The sequence below is a fragment of the Cupriavidus sp. KK10 genome (assembly GCF_018223725.1).
Taxonomy (GTDB): Bacteria; Pseudomonadota; Gammaproteobacteria; order Burkholderiales; family Burkholderiaceae; genus Cupriavidus; species Cupriavidus necator.
In genome coordinates, this window is the sequence record NZ_CP073678.1 from 45052 (window position 1) to 67137 (window position 22086).

At 61.1% G+C, this 22086-nt stretch carries 24 protein-coding genes, 1 tRNA gene and 2 pseudogenes; 16 read left to right on the top strand and 11 right to left on the bottom strand.

The features are described from left to right. Positions 1-663 precede the first annotated feature (663 nt). Together KB879_RS31390 and KB879_RS31395 are read left to right on the top strand one after the other, a co-directional pair. Positions 664-1569, top strand: a complete 906-nt coding sequence (locus KB879_RS31390) for a DUF2242 domain-containing protein (protein WP_153955566.1) — start codon at positions 664-666, stop codon at positions 1567-1569. A gap of 524 nt (positions 1570-2093) precedes the next feature. Continuing rightward, on the top strand, positions 2094-2486 hold the full coding sequence (locus tag KB879_RS31395) for an STAS/SEC14 domain-containing protein (protein ID WP_013959224.1): 393 nt from the start codon (positions 2094-2096) through the stop codon (positions 2484-2486). A gap of 121 nt (positions 2487-2607) precedes the next feature. On the opposite strand, the gene KB879_RS31400 is transcribed toward KB879_RS31395, so the two are convergent. Further along, the gene (locus KB879_RS31400) at positions 2608-2757 is read right to left on the bottom strand and encodes a hypothetical protein (protein WP_013959225.1); all 150 of its coding nucleotides are present in this window, start codon (positions 2755-2757) and stop codon (positions 2608-2610) included. 191 nt (positions 2758-2948) lie between these two features. On the opposite strand from KB879_RS31400, the gene KB879_RS31405 reads away from it, so the two are divergent. From KB879_RS31405 to KB879_RS31415, 3 genes are all read left to right on the top strand, one after another. Next, positions 2949-4319 (top strand): APC family permease, encoded by a 1371-nt coding sequence (locus KB879_RS31405; RefSeq protein ID WP_211984251.1) that lies wholly within the window; start codon positions 2949-2951, stop codon positions 4317-4319. A gap of 283 nt (positions 4320-4602) precedes the next feature. Beyond that, positions 4603-4872, top strand: coding sequence for a type II toxin-antitoxin system ParD family antitoxin (locus tag KB879_RS31410; protein ID WP_211983340.1), 270 nt, complete (start codon positions 4603-4605; stop codon positions 4870-4872). Continuing rightward, positions 4869-5174 (top strand): type II toxin-antitoxin system RelE/ParE family toxin, encoded by a 306-nt coding sequence (locus KB879_RS31415; RefSeq protein WP_371827451.1) that lies wholly within the window; start codon positions 4869-4871, stop codon positions 5172-5174. Before KB879_RS31410 ends, KB879_RS31415 begins: the two co-directional genes overlap by 4 nt. Before the next feature lie 130 nt (positions 5175-5304). Here KB879_RS31415 and KB879_RS31420 read toward each other — a convergent pair whose 3' ends face one another. The 3 genes from KB879_RS31420 to KB879_RS31435 all read right to left on the bottom strand — a co-directional run bounded on the left by KB879_RS31420 (position 5305) and on the right by KB879_RS31435 (position 6985). After that, positions 5305-5646, bottom strand: a complete 342-nt coding sequence (locus KB879_RS31420) for a hypothetical protein (protein ID WP_211984625.1) — start codon at positions 5644-5646, stop codon at positions 5305-5307. Between the two features lie 175 nt (positions 5647-5821). After that, entirely contained in the window at positions 5822-6412 is a 591-nt protein-coding gene (locus KB879_RS31430) for a helix-turn-helix domain-containing protein (protein WP_371827452.1), read from the bottom strand. Between the two features lie 372 nt (positions 6413-6784). Next, positions 6785-6985, bottom strand: coding sequence for a hypothetical protein (locus KB879_RS31435; RefSeq protein WP_080569644.1), 201 nt, complete (start codon positions 6983-6985; stop codon positions 6785-6787). Between the two features lie 348 nt (positions 6986-7333). Between KB879_RS31435 and KB879_RS31440 the strand changes: the two genes are divergently transcribed. Continuing rightward, entirely contained in the window at positions 7334-7537 is a 204-nt protein-coding gene (locus KB879_RS31440) for a cold-shock protein (RefSeq protein ID WP_013959255.1), read from the top strand. Positions 7538-7645: 108 nt separating this feature from the next. Here KB879_RS31440 and rpoD read toward each other — a convergent pair whose 3' ends face one another. Continuing rightward, entirely contained in the window at positions 7646-9676 is a 2031-nt protein-coding gene (rpoD, locus tag KB879_RS31445; RefSeq protein WP_249221445.1) for an RNA polymerase sigma factor RpoD, read from the bottom strand. 780 nt (positions 9677-10456) lie between these two features. On the opposite strand from rpoD, the gene KB879_RS31450 reads away from it, so the two are divergent. The 8 genes and pseudogenes from KB879_RS31450 to KB879_RS31485 all read left to right on the top strand — a co-directional run bounded on the left by KB879_RS31450 (position 10457) and on the right by KB879_RS31485 (position 16492). Next, complete coding sequence (locus tag KB879_RS31450) at positions 10457-10924, top strand: fumarate hydratase (RefSeq protein WP_211983342.1); 468 nt, start codon at positions 10457-10459, stop codon at positions 10922-10924. Positions 10925-11030: 106 nt separating this feature from the next. After that, positions 11031-11109 (top strand) — tRNA-Ile (locus tag KB879_RS31455). A 422-nt stretch (positions 11110-11531) separates the two neighbouring features. After that, positions 11532-11846 (top strand): H-NS family nucleoid-associated regulatory protein, encoded by a 315-nt coding sequence (locus KB879_RS31460; protein WP_013954362.1) that lies wholly within the window; start codon positions 11532-11534, stop codon positions 11844-11846. 428 nt (positions 11847-12274) lie between these two features. Then, positions 12275-12685 carry a transposase gene (locus KB879_RS31465; protein WP_051068932.1) on the top strand — a complete coding sequence of 137 codons (411 nt, stop codon included), beginning with the start codon at positions 12275-12277 and terminating at the stop codon, positions 12683-12685. Next, positions 12682-13029 carry an IS66 family insertion sequence element accessory protein TnpB gene (gene tnpB, locus KB879_RS31470; protein WP_011154074.1) on the top strand — a complete coding sequence of 116 codons (348 nt, stop codon included), beginning with the start codon at positions 12682-12684 and terminating at the stop codon, positions 13027-13029. The genes KB879_RS31465 and tnpB overlap by 4 nt, the downstream gene beginning before the upstream one ends. A gap of 30 nt (positions 13030-13059) precedes the next feature. Next, the gene (locus KB879_RS31475) at positions 13060-14613 is read left to right on the top strand and encodes an IS66-like element IS883 family transposase (RefSeq protein WP_211983344.1); all 1554 of its coding nucleotides are present in this window, start codon (positions 13060-13062) and stop codon (positions 14611-14613) included. Between the two features lie 223 nt (positions 14614-14836). Next, positions 14837-15334: pseudogene (locus KB879_RS31480) on the top strand (hypothetical protein); the annotation flags it as partial. A 123-nt stretch (positions 15335-15457) separates the two neighbouring features. Next, on the top strand, positions 15458-16492 hold the full coding sequence (locus tag KB879_RS31485; protein WP_211983346.1) for an H-NS family nucleoid-associated regulatory protein: 1035 nt from the start codon (positions 15458-15460) through the stop codon (positions 16490-16492). A 269-nt stretch (positions 16493-16761) separates the two neighbouring features. Here the strand turns inward: KB879_RS31485 and KB879_RS40495 are convergent, their stop codons facing one another. Next, on the bottom strand, positions 16762-17394 hold the full coding sequence (locus tag KB879_RS40495; RefSeq protein WP_371827453.1) for a hypothetical protein: 633 nt from the start codon (positions 17392-17394) through the stop codon (positions 16762-16764). A 100-nt stretch (positions 17395-17494) separates the two neighbouring features. Between KB879_RS40495 and KB879_RS31495 the strand changes: the two are divergent. Then, a pseudogene (locus tag KB879_RS31495) lies at positions 17495-17850 on the top strand (transposase); the annotation flags it as partial. 232 nt (positions 17851-18082) lie between these two features. Here the strand turns inward: KB879_RS31495 and KB879_RS31500 are convergent. Next, positions 18083-18373 (bottom strand): hypothetical protein, encoded by a 291-nt coding sequence (locus KB879_RS31500; protein WP_211983350.1) that lies wholly within the window; start codon positions 18371-18373, stop codon positions 18083-18085. Positions 18374-18462: 89 nt separating this feature from the next. On the opposite strand from KB879_RS31500, the gene KB879_RS31505 reads away from it, so the two are divergent. Then, positions 18463-19386 (top strand): Ppx/GppA family phosphatase, encoded by a 924-nt coding sequence (locus tag KB879_RS31505; RefSeq protein WP_211983352.1) that lies wholly within the window; start codon positions 18463-18465, stop codon positions 19384-19386. A gap of 116 nt (positions 19387-19502) precedes the next feature. Here the strand turns inward: KB879_RS31505 and KB879_RS31510 are convergent, their stop codons facing one another. The 4 genes from KB879_RS31510 to KB879_RS31525 all read right to left on the bottom strand — a co-directional run bounded on the left by KB879_RS31510 (position 19503) and on the right by KB879_RS31525 (position 22044). After that, a complete protein-coding gene (locus KB879_RS31510; RefSeq protein ID WP_211983353.1) occupies positions 19503-19781 on the bottom strand; it encodes a hypothetical protein in 279 nt (92 codons plus the stop codon). 10 nt (positions 19782-19791) lie between these two features. Further along, positions 19792-20034: a hypothetical protein gene (locus tag KB879_RS31515; protein WP_211983354.1), complete on the bottom strand. Its 243-nt coding sequence runs from the start codon at positions 20032-20034 to the stop codon at positions 19792-19794. 246 nt (positions 20035-20280) lie between these two features. After that, complete coding sequence (locus tag KB879_RS31520) at positions 20281-21813, bottom strand: CYTH and CHAD domain-containing protein (protein WP_211983355.1); 1533 nt, start codon at positions 21811-21813, stop codon at positions 20281-20283. Continuing rightward, positions 21814-22044 carry a hypothetical protein gene (locus KB879_RS31525; protein ID WP_211983356.1) on the bottom strand — a complete coding sequence of 77 codons (231 nt, stop codon included), beginning with the start codon at positions 22042-22044 and terminating at the stop codon, positions 21814-21816. It lies immediately after the preceding gene. Positions 22045-22086: the final 42 nt, after the last annotated feature.

Below are 22086 nucleotides of genomic sequence, written 5' to 3' on the forward strand. Positions count from 1 at the left end.
GTGCGGCGGCATTTTCGATTCTGCTTCCGGCAGAACCCTGCTGCCATCCGCAGGCGACTGCGCAGCGCGGCCAGGCTGAACCTCATCCAGATCGCTGCATTCCTCGAGGGCGAGATGCCGGCGCCTGGCTTGGGCGAACTGCAGATCGGCTGAGTCGCCTGCTGGTGATTGGGAGTACGGACTCCGCGGTAGGAGAAAACGAAGTGCGCGGGCATGTTGGCGCTTGGGCGATAGATAGGCTATAGCTTGCTCGCGCACCGCCTCCTGCCAGACCTCCCGCGTTTGCGGCGCGTATTGGATCAACTCCATCAATGCATTGCGAAAGACTGATAAACAGAGATAGGTTCTGTTCGAGCGGCGCAAATGGGTTGGCCAGAGACAGTGAGCAGCCGGCGAGGAGCGGCCCAGCGAATTCGCGCCTAAAGTTAGAGTCGGACGGATCCGCTCTGCCAACTCATTCCGGTGGCGACCACCACGCGGAAGTCCGCGCGTGCGCGCGGAACCCCCGGTCAACAGAAGAATCTATATTGACGGCCCGGCCAAGCGAGAATGCGTCGCCACAAACGCGACCGGCGCAAATGATAATTACACGTCACATGCGGTGGCATCGTCCCGACCGCGCCTCGCGGCGCGTCACACGGCCGAGCGCTTTTGATTGACGTCATGCTCCACCGATTCCGCCAGTTGTCCGTTTTGTGCGCGATTGCCACCGTCTCGTCGGCATGCAGTTTGAGTACGGCGCCGGCGCCGACGCCGCTCTATCAGCAGGAGCAGTTCGACACAGCGACAAGCCCATACGCGCGCACGTTCAAGGCCAATTCCGACGCGACTTGTGAAGCCGCGCGCCGGGCGCTGCTGAGCCAGGGTTATGTGTCGAGTTCGCCCCATCCCGATACGATCGATGGCAGCAAGAATTTCCAACCGAGCAACGACACGCACGTCGTGATCGCCTTTCACGTCGTCTGCGCGGACGCGAACGCAGATGGCACGTCGAGCACCGCCTATGTGAACGCGGTACAAGACCGCTACGCGCTGAAGAAGACCAGCACGTCGGCCAGCGTCGGCCTGAGCGTGCTCGGCTCGCTGTCATTGCCGATCGGCTCGGGCAGCGACTCGATGGTCAAAATTGCGAGCGAGACAATTCCGGCCGGCGTGTTCTACGAGCGCTTCTTCAATCTGGTCGACCATTTTCTGAAGGTCGATCCAGTGCGGCGCGACCGTGCGACGGTGAAGGCCGCGGAGAAGGCGCATGTTGCGCCGCTGCCCGAGCCCGCGCCGACGCATCCGGGCGAGCCGATGAAGATGACGACGCCCGCCGGGCCGACGCCGCCCGCCCCGCCCGTTCCGGTGCAGCCGCCCGCTGTAGCACCTGCACCTGCACTGGAACCGGTTCCAGCGGCACCGTCGCCTTCGCCGACGTCGAGGGCGCCTAATGGATCACCGGCCACCGCAGCACCCGCGGCGAAGCCCGACGCTACAGCGCCGATGGCCGGGTCCGCACCAGTTGCACCAGACACACTGTTTGGACCGTCCGCGCCACCCGCCACGGGCGTGAGCGGCACGAACTGAGCGCAGGCCGTGAAGCGCCGCTCGACAACCTTTTTCTTGTAGCCGAGGTGTCGTGGCTGGAAGCGCACCTATGACTTGGGTCAATGTTACTCCTACGCCCGGGGCCTTGCTGGCCAGCGTGGCCGGCGGTAGTACCGGAGGCGGCATCGCTGCGAGCGTTGGCAACATCGTGTGGGAGTCCGGGTCTTTGCCGGCATATGAGGCGTTCGGCAATCGACCACGGTCACACTGGTCCGGGCGTTGTCAGTCCCGAGGCATGTTGAGTGAGCCGAAGGCAATCGGGGCAGGGACGGGATTCGCCCGCAAACCGCGCACGAATCACATATCACGTCGCGAGACAAAGTGGACAAGACAGGAGATAACCCTGTGGTACGGGACGTGCATACGGATCTTGTAAGCTGTCTTGCCGCTACCGGACCCTGCATATACGGTGAGAGAGGGACGGGAAAGACAGACGAGGGAGGTCTGGAACTGGCACCGCAGGTAGTTACAATTTCTGCGGCCACTGGCGGGAGGAAGCAGTCATGATCGAGATCCTGAACGGCTTTCCAGACAACGTCGTCGCGGTCAGCGCCAGCGGCGAGGTTACGCGGGAGGACTACGAGAAGGTGCTGATGCCCGCCGTCGACGCGGCAATCGCACGGCACGACAAGGTACGCATTTACTACGAACTCGGACCCGGCTTCGCCAGGATGGCGGTCGGCGCCATGTGGGATGACTTCAGGCTGGGCGTGACGCGCTACCTGCACTGGGAGGGCATCGCGGTGGTAACGGATCTCGACTGGATCCGTCACGCCGCCGATATCTTTCGATTCCTGGTGCCGGGCTATGTCAGGAGCTTCCAGATGGCCCAGTCCCGCGAGGCACGGGACTGGATCTCCGGTTCGCTCGATACGGCAGGCACGCGCGCTCGCTGAGCGGGGGGCGCACTTCACCTCTAGGATGCTGTTGAACTTGTCCGTCTGGGTCAGGAGGCCGGTGTCCGGGAGCACGAGAACGGGCCCCCGCCGCCTGCGTTTGCCAGGCGGATGCCGTGCGTTAACCGCTGGAGCTCATCGCGCTGAACTGCTGCGTCAGGTAAGTGCCGGTGTTTTTCACCTGCGCCATGATTACGTCCAGCTGTGTGAACTGCGCGCGATAGTTGGCGATCCTATCGTTGACACGGTCCTGGCGTTGCCATGAAGTCATACGTGGCTTTATTGCCGGCCTTAGAGGCGACTGGACGTGTCTTTCCGGCAACGCAATCTCTACTGCCAGTTCGCATTGATCGGTTTGCGAGCTGAAGAAATGGCAGCCTTGGAGGCGCAATGAAGCTTGCCAGCACATCACGCACGGAGCAAAAGTTGGGGCCATCAATGGCGACCGCGAGTCGCACATCCATGGACGAACCCGCCAAGCTCAACGCCGATTCGCTGGGCATCGTCGAATCGGTGATCATGGGCATCGCCGGCACCGCGCCCGCCTACAGCATCGAGATCACGACTTCCACAATCATCGGGACGGCTGGCACGTTGTCACCGGCGAGTATCCTGGTGTGCGGGCTCATCATGTTCGGCATCGCATACGCGTTTATCAACATGAATCGTGCGCTGGCGAGCGCCGGTACCTCCTATTCGTGGGTGAGCATGGTATTCGGGCGTGCGCTCGGCTTCTTTGCCGGCTGGGCGCTTCTCGTACTGTGCTGCGTGTTCATGGTTTCCGCCATGATTCCGGCGGCAAATGCCACGCTACTCATCTTTGATCGACCAATGATGAATAACGTGCACTACGTGACGCTGATCGCCGCCGCGTGGCTCACGTTTGTCAGCGCGGTGGTCGTCAAGGGCATCAAGCTCACCAGCTACGTGCAGGTGCTGATGACGATCATCGAGGGTGTCATCCTGCTCGCGATCATCGTCGCGAGCTTCTTCACGTTCACACCTGCGCCGCAACACCCGTTCTCACTGGTCTGGTTCTGGCCCTTCGCGTTCTCGCCCGAGCTGTTCGCCAACGGCGCATTGGTGGCAATCTTCTTTTTCTACGGCTGGGACGTGACCATGAACCTCAGTGAGGAGACGCGAGACTCGAACCACATCCCGGGTCGCGCCGCGTTTTGGTCGATGGTATTCTTGATGGCGTTCTTCCTCGTCTTCATCGTCATCACGCTGCTCGGCCTGTCGGATGCCGAGATCCAGCACTACAACACGAACATCATCTTCGCCATCGCGGAGAAGCTCTTCGGGCCGACTTGGGGCTACGTCTCGATCATCGCGGTACTGCTGAGCACGGTGGGAACGGTCGAGACGCAGATGCTGCAGTTCACGCGAACACTCTTTGCCAAGAGCCGCGACGGCGCACTCCACCCTCGCTATGCGCGTCTGCATCCGCGTTGGCGGACGCCACATATTGCTATCTTTTTCATCTGGATCACGGGGCTCGCGCTGCTGTTCGTGTCGTCTTACCTGCCAACCATCAACGTCATCCTGCAGGATTCGATTACAGCCATCGGCTTCCAGATCTGCTTCTACCTTGGGCTGACCGGGCTCGCCTGCGGCTGGTACTACCGCAAAATGCTGGCGCATGGATTGTGGCTTGCCGTGAGTCACGTTATCTGGCCGGCGGCAAGCGGACTTTTCCTCTTCTTCATCGCGCTTTACAGCATTCCGACCTTCGACTGGGTCACCAATTTCGTCGGTATAGGAGGCATTGCCATCGGTGCCATTCCGCTACTGCTGAACCGCAAGAAGATCTGGGTGACGCCAGCAGCCTGAGCCGGGTCGGTGCAGCGCATTGACCGCAATGATCACACGAAGCCGCCGCTCGAATGGCCGCATGACGGTGAAGGCAAGCGGCAGTAACTGGCCGGCTACTGACGTTGCCGTTTCGCTATCTCTGGATCGATAAGGCACGATAACCGGGCCTTCCCGGTAGCCCTGTTTGAGGTGCGTCTTATTCCACTTTTCGCTTGGAAATTTGATAACTATTATCAAGGACGGTACACTTCATGACATTCGCCGTGCCCTTGCGCCCAATCCTGTCTGAAGAGGAGCAAATATGATCAGTGCCGACCTTGGACAACAACTCGAGCGCTACGTGACCGAACTTGTCGCTTCGGGCCGCTATGGCTCAAAGAGCGAAGTACTGCGCGAAGGCGTGCGTCTGATTCAAGACCGCGAAGCGCAACTGACGGCGCTGGACGCGGCGCTCGCGCAAAGCCTGGCCGAGGCAGACGCGGGCCGCGGCACCGACGCAGCCACCGTGTTCGACCGCCTCGAGGCCAAATATCGCGCCGCGGCAGGCAGAGCGCCCGGGCGCGGCGCATGATCGTCGTTCGCCTGACGCCGCTGGCCGAGGCCGAACTCGAAGCCATCGCCGACTATATTGCTCGCGACAATCCGCGTCGCGCGCTCTCCTTCGTGCAGGAGTTGCGCGACCGGTGCCTGTCGCTCGCAGACATGCCGCTTGCCTTCCCGCTGGTACCCCGCTATGAGGACCGACGCATCCGGCACCGCGTACACGGAAACTATCAGATCTTCTACCGCGTGCTGGGCGATCCGCCTGCGCGAATCGACATACTGCATGTGCTGCGCAGCGCCCGCAACTATGCCGCGCTGCTGTTCAACTGACGCCGCCCGACCTGAGTTCGGCGAACAACTCTCCCTGTCACCGGTAACTCGCTTCGCGGAGGTTTATCCGAGCGCGGACGTCGGGCAGCGAAGCGACGCGACCTCAAATGTCTACGCAGTGCGTAGACAATCAAAGTGGAGGGCGGTGCGCCATGATTGACTCTGCCTGGATCGCCCAAAGCGCATGCATTGAACGCAGCCAGATTTGAACATAACGTCCGAAGCGCGCGATTTGTTGCTGGTTGCCGGGGTGGTATGTTTGATTGGGAGAGAAGGGCTGGGTGTCTTCCTGCGCCGTCAGCATGCACGCCCAGTTCTTGTAAAAAGTGACCCCGTTGCCGTTGCTGACGTAGTGCGCGCCGGGGAAGACCTCATCGTGGCGGTTCGGACCGTCCAGCGGGAAGGGCGTGTGCGGCCTGGTCCAGTAGTGGCCGCTCGGGAGGGGCGCGATCGCTTCTTGAGGCATACTCATCAGGCTTGGCGCTCTACGGCGAAACAGAGCCGGTGTCAATCCTTCAACGGCATAGCACCGCTTCGTGGCATCTTCGTGTAGCTTCGCCACCAATTTGCGTTGACCGGTTGAATCCGCAACCCGTCACGGTCATTCGCGCACCCATCTGCGAACGACCGGAGTTCGACGGACTCGGTCATTGACCGGCCTTAGGTGTAAAGAATCGCTCTCGATAGTCGGCTGGCGAGACTCGCAGAATTCTGAGGAAAGCTCGCCGCATCACCTCTTCCGATGAGAAGCCGCAGGCCAGTGCGATCATCTTCATGCTCTGGCTTCGAGTTTCGATGAGTCGGCAAGCCTGCTCCAGGCGGATTTTCTCGATCGCGCGTGCCTTCTCCTTGCGGCGCAGCTCGCGCTCCAGTTCCTTGATGCGGCGCCGATCGGCCTTTGTCTCACGATGGGTGGCGCGCGCATCCTCGGGCTCAGCCAGTGCCTGCGTGGCGGCAGTGCGCCACTGCTCCAACTCCTGCGGATACACACCGTTCTCACGGCACCAGGCGTTCTTGCTGGCCTCGTCCATCGCAGCCGTCGCCAGCACCGCCTCAAACCTGGCCGCCGCTGTCCATGCCCGCTCGCGAGCGGGCATGGACATAGCGTCCGCACGCCAGCGCTCCAGCGTGGCCACTGCCACACCCAATTCTCTTGAAGCCACTTCCACCGCCGCACTCTCCGGCGGTAACAACCGTGCTACCGCCCGGTCCTTGAATTCTTGTCCGTAACGAGCCACTTCTATCCCTTATCGCCCCCAGGGTTCAAATTCTATTGGGGCGACATCTATTCTGCCGCGGGGGCTATATTGCATGGCAACATTGTAAGGGGGCAGCTTCGTTTGCTTGCGGATTTCGGTGAACGTGATCAGCGGTTTCGGTGAACGTGATCAGGGAAGGAAGGTGGTACTGTGCGATCAGAAGAATGTAGCGTAGGTAATTTACGGTGCCGAATCAGGGATTCGACGACGGACGATGATGGCTGACATGGGCCGGCTACCGCCGTTGCGCTTCCGCATCCCCGGTCGACAACGGTTAGCCACAGCATACGGACCAAGAAGTGCATGGGGCCGGCGTTGGCGGGACACGGCGATAGGGCACGAAACGAAGTCTTATCGAATGCTTCGCACGGCTTCGAGCATGGAGTGTCCTTGACTCGTCAGGCGGGGATAAACATTGCCGCTATCATGCCCGTGCTCCATCGTGACCAGTTTGTGGGCCAGCAAGCCGTCCAATTGATCTGGTTCGAGATCATCGATATCTTGCGCATCGCCAAGCAGTAGTAGCGCGGCGATTTCGTGCGGACTTAGCATGGCGGCCTCCTTTGCCGGCGTTTGCCGGGGTCGGAAAATGGAACCTACGACAGCTGGTCCGTGGATCGAATTCCACGAGGACGATGAGAACGGCAGTGAATGCATCGGTGCGAGGGACGCGCAGGAAGCGCACACCGGGTATTTACCGTAAACTCTTTTGTCGACGGAATCAAGCGACGCGTGTGTTGCGTCGCAGCAGGGTCAATCAATGCACCGGGGCATTTAAAGGCTGGTGAAGCCTCGACCAAGGGATTGTCGGCGACGGCCCACCGTGATACAAGATAGCCGCACATTTGGCGCAAGCCGGTGGCGTCATCTACAACTAGTCTTCCTTGGAACATTCAGAACATGGCAACAGGTACCGTCAAGTGGTTTAACGATGCAAAGGGTTTTGGGTTCATCACGCCGGACGACGGCAGCGATGACCTGTTCGCGCACTTCTCCGAGGTTCAGGGAAACGGCTTCAAATCACTTCAGGAAGGCCAGAAGGTCAGTTTTGAAGTCAAGCAAGGTCCCAAGGGGAAACAGGCAGCGAATATCAAACCGCTGTAAGATTTCCGCGCCGCAAACGCGTCCTGTCAGGGCAGCGATCGGGCGATGCGTGATCGCTGCGGGGCTGAAGTAGGGCGTCGAAAGGGGGCGTGTACTCCTCGCCTTTGCTCAGCGCTCAAGAAAGGGCCTCAACTTGTCAGCGCGACTGGGATGCATTAGCTTGCGCATCGCCTTGCTTTCAATCTGACGGATCCGCTCGCGGGTCACGTCGAACTGCTTGCCGACCTCTTCAAGCGTGTGGTCAGAGGTCGTATCGAGCCCGAATCGCATCCGCAGGACCTTGGCCTCACGCGGCGACAACTCGTCGAGTGCCTCATCGATCGCGGCGCGCATGTTCGCGTGAATCGCGGCCTCAGTTGGTGAACTCGCAGAGACATCCTCAATCATGTCACCGAGCGTCGCGTCGGCATCGTCGCCCACAGGGGTCTCGAGCGAGACAGGTTGCCTCGCGATCCTGAGGATACTGCGCACTTTTTCCTCGGACATCTCCATGCGCTCCGCGAGGATAGCGGGATGCGCTTCCTGTCCCGTCTGTTGCAGGAATTCGCGCGAAATCCGGTTCAGCTTGTTGACCATCTCGATCATATGCACCGGCACACGAATGGTGCGCGCCTGATCAGCAAGCGCGCGCGTGACGGCCTGACGGACCCACCAAGTGGCGTACGTCGAAAACTTCCAGCCGCGCCGGTATTCGAACTTGTCCACCGCCCTCATCAGGCCGATATTGCCTTCCTGGATCAGATCCAGGAACTGCATGCCGCGGTTGACGTATTTCTTGGCGATTGAAATGACAAGACGAAGATTCGCTTCGATCATCTCCCGCTTGGCCTGCCGCATTTTCAACTCCGCGGCAACCATCTGGCGGTTGATCTGCTTGAGCTGCTGGAGTGGCAGCGAGACCCGTGCCTCGATCTCGATGAGTTTCTGCTGCCCGGCCTGAATGGCCGGCAGATGTCGCTCAAGCGCCGTGCAAAATTGCCGCGAAGTCGCCGCCATGCGGCTGGTCCATGTAAGTTCGGTCTCGTGGCCCGGGAACGACTCAACAAACGCATCGCGTGGCATGCCGCAACGGTCGACGGCGACCTCCAGGATGCCGCGTTCGATTGCACGAACCTCAGTAATCTGTGCGCGCACACTGGCGCACAGGCGGTCGATGGTTCTGGCCGTAAAGCGGATCGGCGCCAGTTCGCGCTGGATCGCCGAGCGAAATTGCGCAACGGCCGCGGAACGGGTTTTGCCAGTAACGGGTACATCCGACAACTGCTCGAACAGTGCGCGCACGCGCGCGAAAACCGCAAGACTGTCGCTCGTGAGTTGTTCGAGGCGGGCCGCGTTCGTTGTCTCCGGATCGCCGGCGTCCATTTCAACGTCGTCACGGTCTGGGTCATCGTCGGAGGCGTCTGCTTTCTCTTCAACCTCTTCGGACTCCAGCGTCATTTCGCTTTCGTTCACGTCGTCGCTGATGCCAGCGACCAGTTCGTCGATACGCAGTTCGCCGGCAACGATGCGGTCCGCATCTACAAGAATCGTGGACACGACCGACGGACACGTGGCGATCGCCTGAATCATGTCCTGCAGGCCGTCTTCGATGCGTTTTGCGATCTCGATTTCGCCAGCGCGGGTCAGCAGTTCGCGGGCACCCATTTCACGCATGTACATCCGAACCGGATCAGTAGTGCGCCCGAATTCGGAATCGACGGTCGACAGTGCAGCTTCCGCTTCCTCGTCCGCCTGATCGTCGGATGCCGCGGCGGCCGCGGCATCGTTTAGCAGGAGCGTCTCTGCGTCCGGCGCCTGCTCGTACACGGCCACCCCCATGTCGCTGAATGTGCCGACGATCGTCTCCATCGCAGCAGTTTGCGTAAAGTTGTCGGGCAGGTGATCGTTGATGTCCGCGTGGGTGAGATAGCCGCGCTCACGGCCAAGCGCGATCAGCGCGCGCATCTGGCGTTGACGCTCCTCCTCCTGGCGCGCCATTGATGCGATGTCCAGCGGTATTGTGACGGCCTGGGTCTTTTCCTTTGGCGCGCGGCGGCCGGCTTTTGACGTAACCGCGATCACGCGGGACACTGAAATGTCGCGAACTGGCTTTGCCAATACATTCTCCTCGACAGGTTGGCCGACGATCGTCGCGGACATGACGGCAGGTCAATTAGCCTGTCGGGGTGCGAACGAAATCGTGGAATGACGCACGGACAGTCGAGGCCGGGATGCCTCTCGCGGAATCCGATGTGCGCAGAATGGGGAACGTTAGATCATACCGGACGACGTTGTGCGACGCAATATTCGGTGGGTAGAGATGTTGCCCGAACCCGTCGAGGAAGGCCGAAAGATTCTCCTGTTCTCGCGGTTCACCAGCATGCTCGAGCTCGTTGCCACCGCGCTCGACGAGGCACATGTCCCGTACCGGTGCTCACTGGCAATACCATCACCTGTTTCTGCGAAGGGCACGTCCGGAGATCGTCCGGACCGGCACCGTGCACCTTCGGATCACAAGCAAGATCCGCGTCTGGGGGCGGGAGCCGCGAAACGTGGGAAGTAGGGAAAGATCATAGGCGCAACACGCAGCGCACCAGCCGCTGCCACGCCAATGTGACACCGAACAATGCACCAAGGATCCAGCGAAAGCCAAGGATCCAGCCAAACGCGCCTTTGGCCAGGAAGCCACAGCCACCACCTAAAGTGAGCAGAATGGTCGAGGTAGTAGCCCGCTAGGACCAGGCCAAGATCGGCTTGCGTTTTGTTGTTTTGGCGAATGTACCAGATACCAATGAGAAAGCGGTGCGGAAGAGGGTGGCATCTCGGCCGTCGGCTGATCGCATCGGTTGGATGCAACTCAAAGAAGAAACTGAGCTCTATTATGTAACGCCACTCGTGCGGTTATACTCCGCGCTTCACTCACAACTATGATTAACCAACATGGTCGCAGCAACTAAAACGACACGGGTAAGTGCAACTGCCAAGGGAAAACCTGCCGCAAAGAAGGTGGCCGTGCCAACGAAAAAGGCCAGCGTGCTTGCCCGTGAGGCACAGGCAGCGAAGAAGCGCTTGCTGAAGCTGCGCGCTGACACGAAGAAGGCAATTGAAGCGGCTAAGCGCGAGATTGCCCAGGCCGTGGAAGCCGCAAAGGCCGCGGCCCGCTTTGAAAAGCAAGCCGCAAAGGACAAGCTCGCGGCGAAGAAGGCGAAGGCTGCAGGCGCCAAGAGGGCGACGGGCAACAAAGCTGTCGCAACGAAAGCGGCCGCGAAAAAGGCCGCACCCGGTACCAAGGGCAAGGTCGCCGCGAAAGCAGCTCCGAAGGCGGCTGCAGTGAAATCTGCGCCGAAGAAGCGGGCTTCGGCGAAGAAGGTGGTTCCGGCTGTAGCATCGCCTGAAGCGTCGGCGTGATCGTTGCTTCGGCTGGTAACGCGATGTCGCCAACCAGCTGATTGATGACAAGATGCTGTGGAAAGCTGAGGCGTACGAACTTGGCGTCGGCTTTCCCCTTCCAATTGGGCCTCTAGCTCATGCTTCGTTAAAGCAGCGGACTCATAATCCGTTGGTGCCGTGTTCGACTCACGGGAGGCCCACCACGCAACCATTGGCTTCCATCCGTCAGGTTTGCTTCTTTAGCCTGGACTAGACCGGAGGTCTTGATGTAGCGACACTGCACTTTCTCTGACTGGTGCAATTCGCCTAGGCTATGTGGGAAGCCCAACCGCCGTCGCTCAACGTATATGAAGCGTCGCTGTGATGGGAACTGATGCAAACGCGTACCCGTTTCTGCGATCCGCAGCCGACGTCATCGGGTGCGGATGTCGCCCACCTTCACTTCAAGCCGACATCTATATGAAGTCCGCTTTGACGCTAACAGCGAAGCCATACATTAATACAAACAGTCCACGCGATTTCAATCATCCATCAGCTTCATTCGTAAGTCTTAGAGGACGAATACCTTGCAGATGGTCTTTGGAATGCGTATAAGTCAATTGTGACTGAACAATCGGAGGCAAAAATGGCAACGTATCAGGATTTGTTAGCGCAGAAGCAAGCGTTGGAAGCCAAAATCGAAGAGGCGCGTTCGACTGAGGTCGCGGGCGTCATCGAACAGATTCGCGAGCTGATGGTTCGGTATAGCCTGTCGCCGGAAGACGTGGCGCCGCGTCGTCGTCGGGGCCGGCCCGCAAGTACAGCGTCCGCGGCCACCGAGAAAGCACCGCTTCCGCCGAAGTACATGGATCCCAAAACCGGCAAAACCTGGTCGGGACGTGGCCGGACGCCGGCGTGGCTGGGCAAACGGCCTGAGCGTTTCCTTATCCAGCAGGAATGATCGATTGCACGCGCGTCGTCCCTTGAACGACGACGACTCAATCGACTCTCCACGAGACTGTGTGCATCGATGTGTCTCGACCGGTAGCAGAGAGCCGCAGAACGTCCATGAAGAAATCATCGGGCAACTGGTGAGTTGCCCGTGCCCAGTATCGTCCAGTCGTCTATGCTAGGCAATCGGCCTGTCCCACAAAGGGGCGCTCACCCGAAAAAAAGCCCGCGTCACCGGGGGCGGCGACGCGGACGGTAGCAGGACTGCCCAAGGCATGATACGACGCCGTAAAAAATTCTTAAGTCTGAATTAAGCCAAAATTAACATCCATTTTCCCCGAGAGAAGGCTCCCACGGCACAATGGGAAGTAAGCGAGTCGCCAGCACCGTCTGTACCGTTCAGTAGAGTGGCGCCAAAGTAGTTCCCACCAAATAGTGATGGGAACTACTTTGTCACAGTCACAGGAAGAACCAGTCGCCGGCAGTCGCAAAGGCCGGCCGAACCACAGCGAGGAATTCAAGCGGCGGTTGGCAGCCGCCGCGTGTGAGCCGGGTGTCTCGGTATCGAAATTGGCGCGCGAGCACGGCATCAACGCGAACATGCTGTTCACCTGGCGCCGACGCTATCGAATGGAGCAGCGCCATGAAGCCGCGGTGTTGTTGCCGGTGACCGTTGAACACCCAAGCTCGCCACCCGGTCCGATGCCAATGAGTCCGGCCGCTGCGGTTTGCGAGCCGACGCCGCCGCACGGCGCCATTGAGATCCGTTTGGGCCGAGCGGTGATTCGCATTGAAGGGGCAGTCGACCCGGCCACGTTGCGTACCGTACTGGACCGTTTGACGCCATGATCGGGTTGCCGGCGGGAACACGCATCTGGATCGCTGCAGGCGTGACCGACATGCGCTGCGGATTCAACGGGCTCGCAGCGAAGGTGGAGGCGACTCTGCAGGAGAGCCCGTTCTCCGGTCATGTCTTCGTCTTCCGCGGCAGGCGCGGCAACGTCATCAAGGTGTTGTGGTCAACGGGCGATGGGCTTTGCTTGCTCTCGAAGCGCCTGGAGCGCGGACGTTTCGTCTGGCCGCAGGCCGACAGCGGCAAGATCCACCTGACGCAAGCGCAGTTGTCGATGCTGCTGGAGGGGATTAACTGGAAGCAGCCCGAGCGCACCTGGCCGCCACTGTCGGTGTTGTAAACCTTGCGCCATGTGCGTAAACTGCCGCGCATGCCAATCGACCCCAGCGATCTCCCCGACGACATTGAGGCCCTGAAGGCCTTGGTGTTGGCACAGCGGGAATCGATCGCACTCATGGAACGGGCCTTGGCGGTCCGCTCCATGGAGATCGAGCAGCTAAATCTGCAGATCTCAAAGCTGAGGCGGATGCAGTTTGGCCAGAAGTCCGAGAAACTGGATCGACAGATTGAACAGCTCGAGACCCGACTGGAAGATCTGCTGGCCGAGGAAGGTGCGGCCGAAACCGAAGCCGATCCGCAGGCTACCCCTCCTGTCCGGAAGAAAGCGGTACGCAAGCCGTTGCCGGAGCACTTGGAGCGGGAGGAGCGCATTCTCGAGCCCGAGACCGAAGCCTGTCCAGAGTGCGGCGGTAAGCTCAAGCCGCTGGGCGAGGACATCTCGGAGCAACTCGATATCATCAGCAGTTCATTCAGGGTGATTCGGCAGGTGCGGCGCAAGAAGGCCTGCGCCTGTTGTGATTGCATCGTCCAGGCTGAGGCGCCAAGCCGGCCGATTGAGCGCGGCATTGCCACGGCGGGGCTGCACGCTCACATACTGGTTGCCAAATACGCTGATCATCAACCACTGTACCGCCAAGCCGCTATCTATGCCCGGCAGGGCGTGGAGCTGGACCGCACGACCATGGCTCGCGGTGTCGGCGCTTGCGGTGCGCTGGTACGCCCCCTGGTCGAGGCTTTGCACCGATACGTGATGATGCCCGGCAAGGTGCACGCGGACGACACACCGCTGCCGGTACTTGCGCCAGGTAAGGGACAGACCAAGACGGGAAGACTATGGGCTTACGTGCGGGACGATCGTGCATCGGGTTCAGATGCTGCACCTGCGGTCTGGTTCGCCTACACACCAAATCGCCAGGGCCAACATCCCCAAGCGCATCTGGCCGGCTTCCGAGGCATCCTTCAGGCAGACGCGTATGCGGGCTTCAACGCTGTTTTTACCGATGGCAGTGTGCGCGAAGCAGCTTGTATGGCCCACGCGCGCCGTAAGGTGCACGATCTGCATGTCCGCAAGGCAACGCCGACCACAACGGAGGCGTTACGCCGGATCGGCGAGCTCTATGCCATCGAAGCGGAAATCCGGGGTAAGCCACCTGCCGTGCGTCAACAGGTGCGGCAGCAAAGATCCCGGCCCCTACTGGACAGCTTCGAAGTGTGGTTGCGAGAGCGGCTATTGACGCTCTCGACGCAGTCGGAAACGACCAAAGCCATCAACTACATGCTGAACCAGTGGCAAGCGCTAATCTACTACTGTGATGATGGCCTGGCAGAGATAGACAACAACATCGCGGAGAATGCGCTGCGCGGTGTCGCGTTGGGTCGGAAGAATTTTTTATTCGCCGGCGCTGACAGTGGCGGCGAGCGCGCGGCCGCAATGTACTCGCTCATCGGGTCCTGCAAACTCAACGGCATCGATCCTGAGGCCTATCTGCGTCACGTCTTGGCCCGCATCGCCGATCATCCCGTCAATCGGATCGACGAACTTCTGCCGTGGAACGTCGCCGCTCAACTGGCGTTGCAAGCCTAAAGCAGCACCATTCCTGTCTCGTCGTCAACCACGGTGCTGGCGATCCGCTTACTGTGATCTATAGCTCCAAGTACCACAAGGGCTGCGCTTGCGGGTAACGCGGGCGCCAGATTTTGCATCGAAAGGATGCGAGGCAGTGAACGTTCCGGTTTATTAAAGCTTTGATTTGTAAGGATAATTCTTAGTTCACCGCCAGATTTTGCACGAAAAGTACGATTACCCCCAGAAGAGCGAGCGAACGGCCGAACACCTGCGCGCCGAACTGGCGGTGGCACGCTGCGAGGCGCGTGATGCCGCGGTGGCGCAGGTGGAGGGCCGTGCCAAGCTGGAAGCGCAGGCCGTGGCGCTGGCCGAGCGGCTCGCAGTGGCCGAGCAGGCGCAACGCAAGGCGGCGGGCGACCTGGACACCGTGCAGGCGGAACTCGCGGCGGCGCAGCGCCGGGCCGAGCGCAGCGAAGCGGAAGCGGCGCTCGCGCGTCAGCTGCTGGCCACCCTGCGCGTCGCGCCGCGCGAACGCGACGGCGGTGGCGCTGGTGGAAGGCGGCGCAAGGGCGGCAGTTCGGCGGCGACCGCGCCGGAAGCGCAGGGCGACGGTCAGGGGGACGCTCAGCAGGATGAGCTGGGCGAAGAACCGGGTGACGAGCCGGGGGCGTCGGCGCTACCCAACAATCAGGACGAAGGCAACGACAGCAGTGACGGCAGCGATGACAGCAAAGACTGAGCGGGCGGACGCGATCCGCTGGATCCAGCCGCAGAGGGGCGTAGGCGAGAAGCGAACGACACGCAAGAGACAAGGTCTCACCGTCCATGGGATAAGGCAGCGTCTGCACGTGCAGTGACGTCAATGAAGGAGAACGAATTGGCCCCAAAGCAAGTGGTTGAACCCCTTGTCGCGAGCAATGCGACGGACGGATTGGGTCAGAAGGAGCTTCCCATCGCTGAGGCGATGCGCGACGCGGATCCCGTCAGTGGTGAAGCCAGTGGTGCAGGCGTCGGTAGTGGCAGCGTTGACACTCAGGCCCAACGCTTGGACTTCTGGTCGACAAGCCGGGATAGCGGCCCGACGGCGACCGTGTCATATCGGCGCCGGCGGCCTTACGCAGCCCCGGACGCTTCCACGGAAGACGTGGCACCGGAAGCATCGAGGGAAGCCGCCGCCTCGGAAGCGTTGAGGGAATCTGATGCGCCGGAAGCGCCCATTGAAGCCATGCCCTCGGCAGCGCCCACTGAAGCCGTGGCCGAAGCTCCGGTTGAAGTCCTGGCCACGGACGAACCGACGGAAGCTGCCGCCCAGGACGAACTGACCGAGACGGCCGCCCCGGTCGCACCGCTTGACGCCCCAGCTCCGGAAGTTGCGCCGGAAGAGACGCGGGCCCCGAAGCGCGGTCGGAAGCCGAAAATGCTAGCTGAAGTTGCCGCTCCGGAAGTCATGACTCACGAAACCCCAACCCGGAAGCGCGGGCCGAAGCAGATAACACTGCCTGGAGTGGAGGCTGCCCCGGCAGCGCCAACTCGGAAGCCGCCAACTCGGAAGCCGCGACAGGAGCAAAAAGCGCCTACCGCAACCCAAAGCCGGTCCCAATCCTCACTGCTCGCCCAACTGGCATCTGTCAATGCGCAACTTGAGCAGTTGCGAGCCACGGAAGTGCCAAAGGTCGTGGAACAGATTCGGCAGTGGATGCAGGAGTACGACCTCAGCATTGAGGACATTGCGGGCAAGCCCAGTGTTGAGCCCGCTGCCCGCGCTGTTCCGACGAAGGCCGCGCAGCCTCCGAGGTACCGCAACCCGAAGACGGGCCAGACCTGGTCGGGGCGCGGTAGGGCTCCCGCGTGGATTGGCAAGAAGCCCGAGCGTTTCCTAATCGATCTCTTGTACTGAACGACAGGTTGGCGGGCGCGGCCGGTCCGCCTAGCCATAGCGGACCGCCGGCGGGATCGCAGCCGCAACCATCTGAGTCTTTATCAGCTCTCGGCCCCCAGCGGCGGCTGCGAAACGCCGGGGCAGCCCCGTCCGCCGCCTGAAAGAGGGCGCGGCTGCAGCGCCGCGGTAGCCGGCGAGGCCTGCTCGGGGAGAAGGCGGCCGCGGCGGCCTTTCGCGCACCAGCGCTCCGCGCTATCTCTTGGGATGACGGCGCAGTTCCGCGGGCGTTAAGCCTTCGGCGGACGTCCAGTCTTCACGGCTTCGATCTTCCTGATTGCCGCCAGTAGTTCCTTCGGCGACCTCTCGGCCAGCAGTAACAACCCGGCACGCAGAATTTCGCTCTTCTTGATACGGACGCCGCCGTCCAGGCAGCGCTCCTTCAGTTCAGCGATCTTCTGGTAGTCCGACTTCGGCATCGTGAAGCTGTCGCGCACCACCTTTTCGCGCTTGGGCGCGGGCGCCTTCTTCGCCGGCTTTGCATTCGGGCGCGACCCGGACTTTGCGGCCTTGGTCTTTTCAGCCTTTGCCGGCTTTGCGGCCTTCACGGCCTCTGTGGGCTTTTCAACCTTCGCGGCCTTCACGGCTTTCACTGTCTTCACGGGCTTCTCGGCCTTTGTGGCCTTCGCGGACTTAGCGGCCTTCACCGTGTTCGTGGCTTTCACAGCCTTCGCGCTCTTTACTGCTTTCACGTCCTCCACAGGCCTCTTCGCCTTTGCGGTCTTAGCAGCCTTCGTGGCTTTCACAGCCTTGGTTGCATTTACAGCCGTCGGGTCGTTCACCGCCTCGGTGGCCTCTGTGGCTTGCGGGGCCTCCATGGCCTGCGGCTCGACCACTTCGTCGTTCGGGACTTGCTTCTTCACATCCGATTCCGCTTGTTCCGGAGGCGTGGCGCTGGTCGGGAAATAAAACGCTTGCTCCGTCGGAGCCTTGATAATCGGCGAGTTCACAATGGGTCCTGGCATGAAAAATTGGAGAAACAGTATATACCGTTTTTGGCCCATCCCTGGCGATGTGACGCGCCGCCAGCGCTTCATGAGGGAGATGGAAAGCGTGGTGCCATAGTCGCGCCTGATTGCGGCCGTCAAGCCGTATTACCCCAAGGGCAAACGTGGACGACCGACGATCGGCCTGGAGCGGATGCTGCGCATTTACCTCCTCCAGCAATGGTATGGTTGTCGGACGAGGCACTGGAAGACGCGCTGTACGAAAGCATGCCGATGCGAGCGGGATCGACCTGGCAGTCGAAACGGTGCCAGATGTGATCACATTGGCTGAAGTTTCGCCGCCTGCTCGTCGAGCATGAACTGACGCAAAAGCAATGAGGGTGGCATCCACGATCGTGCTTTTCTTCATCATCAGCCCCGCTCGCACAGCATGATGCTGATCTCGTCGAACAGCTGAGGCGCCACCGTCGACCGAGAACAAGGAGAGCGAAATCCTGCGTGCATGCCTATCGCTGTCGGCGAAGAAGTCTCCGAAGCAATTGCTAGCAGCCATCGCGAAAATAGAATCCGGCAAGCCGCCCAAGGCATAGCCTGACTCGGAGCGTTACTGCCGCACCTCGTATGCCGAGCGATTGGGCATGTGCCAGTCGAAAAATCCTGACCACCAGTAGCGCGCACGAGGGTGCTTGGTGAAGGCGCCGAAGCGCTTGGTGCTGCCCCCACTGCGGCACCTCGCTTTCTCCAGATGTTCTGGGATGCGCGCGGCCATCCTGCTGTTCTTCTTGATCACGCCGTCGCGCTCATTGCCAAGCCGAGGCCGCACCTGTGCCGACCAGGCTTTAGTCTCTCCCGCCGGCGGACCGGGGCGATTAAAGGGGGACATGCGTGTTGTCATCAGCTTGTCGTATTTCGCTGGGCATCATCCTGAACCTTCACAGATCGGGGCCAGCACAAGCGCTTCGCCTGACTGCCTCCGCGTTCCGTATGACAACCCCGTACTATGCCGCAGTAGACCTTGGCTCCAATGCGTTTCGCATGATGATCGGCCAACCCGCGCGCGATGGTAGCCGTGTCATCAGGGAAGTGGCATTTTTCCGTGAGCCGGTTCGTCTTTCCCACGGCCTGCGCGGCTCGGAGTTGGACAACTCCTCTCTCGAGCGGGGCTGGCGCGCGCTGGAGCGCTTTGGCAAGCGGTTGCGGGGATTCGAGCCCACCCGTGTACGGGCCGTGGCCACCAATACCGTGCGGGTGGCGAGCAATGCCACTGTGTTCCTCGCCAAAGCCGAGCAACGCCTTGGTTTCCAAATCGATGTGATCTCCGGTCACGAGGAGGCACGCCTGGTCTATGCAGGCATCGCACATACCATGCCGGACGCAAACACCACACGGCTGGTGGTCGATATTGGCGGCGGCTCGACGGAGCTGGCCATCGGTCGTGGCGAGCGGCTTCTGGCGGTGGACAGCGTGCCGATCGGCAGTGGCACATTCGGCAAGCGATTCTTTCCCAACGGCGTACTAGACGGACGCAGCTTACAGCTGGCTGAGCGGATCGCAGGCGAGGAAATCGAGAAGGTGGCTGCACGGTATCGGGATCATGCCTGGCAGCTGACCATCGGCTCGTCGGGTACGGCTCGCCTGCTTGCGCGGTTGTTGCGATGCAATGGCCTGAACACACCGAGCCGCAGCACGATTACCTATGATGGACTGTTACGGCTGTCGCTGCGCCTGCTGGAGGCGGGGCATCTGCGTCGCCTAGAGCTCGCCGGCCTGAAGCGCCATCGCCTCGAAGCGCTGCCGGGTGGCCTTGCCGTGATGCTGGCGGTGTTCAAAGTGTTTGGCATCGATGAGATGCTGCCATCCGAGCCCGGCTTGCGTTTCGGCGTATTGCACGGCTTGATGCAAAGCTAGCAGGGCGCTGGTAATCAGGGACTGAGGGCGCGGCGCCGGTCCGAGTCTGGCATCTGGCGGGAGGGTCCTGGCGCGGTCACTGGGAAGGTTGCGCCAGGACGCGGCAAACGCGCGACCTACCGTTGGCTGTCCAGCAGCGACCGACCATCGGCAATCATTGCCTTAAGCTTCGCAGCCTTCAATTCGGCACTGGTGAAAGCGGTAGCCTGTTGCACTTCCTTGCCGCCGGCTCGGAAGATGGTCTGCTGCAGGCCGGTCAACGTGTGATGGCGTACCAACACGAAGCCTTGGTAGCCTCCACTGGAAAGCGGCTCAACGTAGGCGCGGAAGTCGTAATAACCGGCGCGGTGGAAACTCTCAAAGGAAGAGGTGGGATTGTTACTAGTGGTGGTCAAGCTGGAAACTTCAATGCGATGGCGTCGGAATGTCAAACGGCGGCATTGCGGCCACCAGGTACCGGCGGTAGGCGTGCTCGATGTCGGCATCCGCGTCAAAGCGCGCCTCAAGGGGATCGCTTCGGTACTTCGAGCAGTGAAAGCTGCTAATGCCGGCGGGGGATTCCAACGTCACCAATCCTTGATACCGTCCGGACGGTAGTTCCAGGACCGAAGTCGTAATGGATACCTCTCCACGCTGATACGTCGCCATCTTTGATTCCATTCTGGACACCAAATATCGACAGCTTATCAGAGGCTTGCTGATTTCAAGCAGGATTTGATGTGCGCACCAACGTGGCGCATCAAGGCGGAGATCGTCCAACTTCCGAAGAGGATCCTCATCAACGATTGCGCCGGATGGCGCGCCTCGGTTTCGACGCCATCATCAATTGTAGTGCATAGATCACTTAGCAAGCCTCTTTGTTCGATGCCTCGGCCAGAGTCCGTAGCTGTTTCGCTAGAAGGGCAGGCGGGTTCCCTTGAAGCGTCTCCACAGGCTTTGCAGTTGCTCCTTGTCCGCGTCCACCCTACCTGCAAGGTAGCCGCGCGCATAGCCGGTGCCAGAGGCCAGCTGCGGGTCCTTGACGGTGAGGCTGCGCAACAGGTCATCCGCAACCGCCATGTCGTTGCGCCAACCCAGGTCATCCTGCAGGCGCGACAGCTGGCGACGGAAGCGCTGCAGCTTCTTCGCCGGGAACAACGACTCGAAAAATTCCGTCGCGTAGCGGAGCTTCTTGGCGGCAATGCGTGCGCGGTGGCGCCGATGTACGTCGAGCCTTGCCATGCGCCGGCCGCGCTTCAACAACTTGCGATGGCGCTGGTGCAAGGTGTCCAGCGCGAACTTCGCCGCCGGCCCAGCCAGCTCAGTGTGTTGCGCATCGCCGTGCCCATGACGCCAGTCGCCGCTACCTGCCCAATGGTTTAGTGCAAGGATCAGCCGGGTGTAGCGCACCGAGTCGACCGCTTGCGCGGCACGTTGTCGCGCTTCGGCGGCGACCTCATTCGCCGCAGCCAGGATCTCATCGGCGCCCACGTCACTCGGCGCCCCGTCGACGGCCTCGCGTAATGTGGAGTGGGCGAGGACCTCCCAGTCCCGTGCAGGGCCGAGCTCGCCGGCAATCCACTTGATTTCTTCCTGAAGTTCGGGCGGGCAGGCAATCAGCGACTGGAAGATGTCCAGTGCGGAGCGCAGGCGGCGTAGCCCGACCCGCATCTGATGCACTGTCTCCGGGTTGTCGCTGTTCACGACGCCGTGTTCGTTGGCTGAAATCTGCGCCAGGCAATTTTGCACAATGCTTTGGAACACGGCTTCGGTCGAAGCCTCGTCGGAAAGCGTGAGGGGGGCGGCGCGAACCGCTTCCGAAGGCTCGCAAACGACAAGCGCGTAGCCGCGGTCGCCCTTGCTCGCTCGGCTCAGGCGCATGGGAATCGCGTCGAGCAACTCCAGTGCGAACCCGAAGAGCGCCGTCGGCGCTCCGGCCTGGATCTCCAGTTCGAGCTCGCGGATGGGCACCGTGGCTTTTCCTGCCCGGATGCTGCCGCGATCCAGGGCCACCTCTACCTCTGCGCCTTGTGGCAAGCGCAGCAGCGCAACGGTCCGCTGCACCTCAGAGACGAAGAGCGGCTCCAGGCGCTCCGCCAGGTCGCCTTCACGAAGCAGGTCTCCCAACGCCGTGTCCTTGGGGAGTTTCTCCCGCAGCGCAGTCAGGTCGGGCGTGGGCCCGGCAATCGCAGATTCGAACTCATTCCGCTCGTACAGACCGCCCTGCCGCCTGCCTTGGGTCTTCAACGTCTGCACGAAGTGGTCCCCTGCCTGACGCACGCGCAGGGAGGCACGGTGTCGACGCAGCGATAGGTCACCCGTATCAAAATAGGTACTGACGAGCTGCTCGTCGTGAGGCGGCTCCACGCACCGCGACGAAAGCAGGGGCAGTGCAATCAGCCGGTCAACCTCGTCTTGCAGCAGTTCGAGCTTCAGTTCGCGTTCCATCTATTCCAGCTTGGCGGAACGCTCGAATTCCGCAAACACGCGGGCCTGTACCGCGTCCATGACCGCCAGGACCTGGGCATTTGCCGGCCCGCCGGCCATGACACCCGTCGCATTCTTGGGCTTCGACCCGAGCGGATAGAAAACAAACACCGTATCGAACTGGCCTGCCGCCTCCTTCTTGAGGTTCCGGTTGAGCGCTTTCAGGTATCGCTTCTTTGCGGTCTTCGACATGGGCGTCATCGCTTACTGATGTTGTCAAGGGTTGGCGGTTGC

Excerpts from the sequence above, each read along its gene's own strand:
- KB879_RS31390 (WP_153955566.1), top strand. The coding sequence starts at position 664 with ATGCTCCACCGATTCCGCCAGTTGTCCGTTTTGTGCGCGATTGCCACC.
- KB879_RS31395 (WP_013959224.1), top strand. The coding sequence starts at position 2,094 with ATGATCGAGATCCTGAACGGCTTTCCAGACAACGTCGTCGCGGTCAGC.
- KB879_RS31400 (WP_013959225.1), bottom strand. The coding sequence starts at position 2,757 with ATGACTTCATGGCAACGCCAGGACCGTGTCAACGATAGGATCGCCAAC.
- KB879_RS31405 (WP_211984251.1), top strand. The coding sequence starts at position 2,949 with ATGGACGAACCCGCCAAGCTCAACGCCGATTCGCTGGGCATCGTCGAA.
- KB879_RS31410 (WP_211983340.1), top strand. The coding sequence starts at position 4,603 with ATGATCAGTGCCGACCTTGGACAACAACTCGAGCGCTACGTGACCGAA.
- KB879_RS31415 (WP_371827451.1), top strand. The coding sequence starts at position 4,869 with ATGATCGTCGTTCGCCTGACGCCGCTGGCCGAGGCCGAACTCGAAGCC.
- KB879_RS31420 (WP_211984625.1), bottom strand. The coding sequence starts at position 5,646 with ATGAGTATGCCTCAAGAAGCGATCGCGCCCCTCCCGAGCGGCCACTAC.
- KB879_RS31435 (WP_080569644.1), bottom strand. The coding sequence starts at position 6,985 with ATGCTAAGTCCGCACGAAATCGCCGCGCTACTACTGCTTGGCGATGCG.
- KB879_RS31440 (WP_013959255.1), top strand. The coding sequence starts at position 7,334 with ATGGCAACAGGTACCGTCAAGTGGTTTAACGATGCAAAGGGTTTTGGG.
- rpoD (WP_249221445.1), bottom strand. The coding sequence starts at position 9,676 with ATGTCCGCGACGATCGTCGGCCAACCTGTCGAGGAGAATGTATTGGCA.
- KB879_RS31450 (WP_211983342.1), top strand. The coding sequence starts at position 10,457 with ATGGTCGCAGCAACTAAAACGACACGGGTAAGTGCAACTGCCAAGGGA.
- KB879_RS31460 (WP_013954362.1), top strand. The coding sequence starts at position 11,532 with ATGGCAACGTATCAGGATTTGTTAGCGCAGAAGCAAGCGTTGGAAGCC.
- KB879_RS31465 (WP_051068932.1), top strand. The coding sequence starts at position 12,275 with ATGGGAACTACTTTGTCACAGTCACAGGAAGAACCAGTCGCCGGCAGT.
- tnpB (WP_011154074.1), top strand. The coding sequence starts at position 12,682 with ATGATCGGGTTGCCGGCGGGAACACGCATCTGGATCGCTGCAGGCGTG.
- KB879_RS31475 (WP_211983344.1), top strand. The coding sequence starts at position 13,060 with ATGCCAATCGACCCCAGCGATCTCCCCGACGACATTGAGGCCCTGAAG.
- KB879_RS31485 (WP_211983346.1), top strand. The coding sequence starts at position 15,458 with ATGAAGGAGAACGAATTGGCCCCAAAGCAAGTGGTTGAACCCCTTGTC.
- KB879_RS31500 (WP_211983350.1), bottom strand. The coding sequence starts at position 18,373 with ATGACAACACGCATGTCCCCCTTTAATCGCCCCGGTCCGCCGGCGGGA.
- KB879_RS31505 (WP_211983352.1), top strand. The coding sequence starts at position 18,463 with ATGACAACCCCGTACTATGCCGCAGTAGACCTTGGCTCCAATGCGTTT.
- KB879_RS31515 (WP_211983354.1), bottom strand. The coding sequence starts at position 20,034 with ATGGCGACGTATCAGCGTGGAGAGGTATCCATTACGACTTCGGTCCTG.
- KB879_RS31520 (WP_211983355.1), bottom strand. The coding sequence starts at position 21,813 with ATGGAACGCGAACTGAAGCTCGAACTGCTGCAAGACGAGGTTGACCGG.
- KB879_RS31525 (WP_211983356.1), bottom strand. The coding sequence starts at position 22,044 with ATGTCGAAGACCGCAAAGAAGCGATACCTGAAAGCGCTCAACCGGAAC.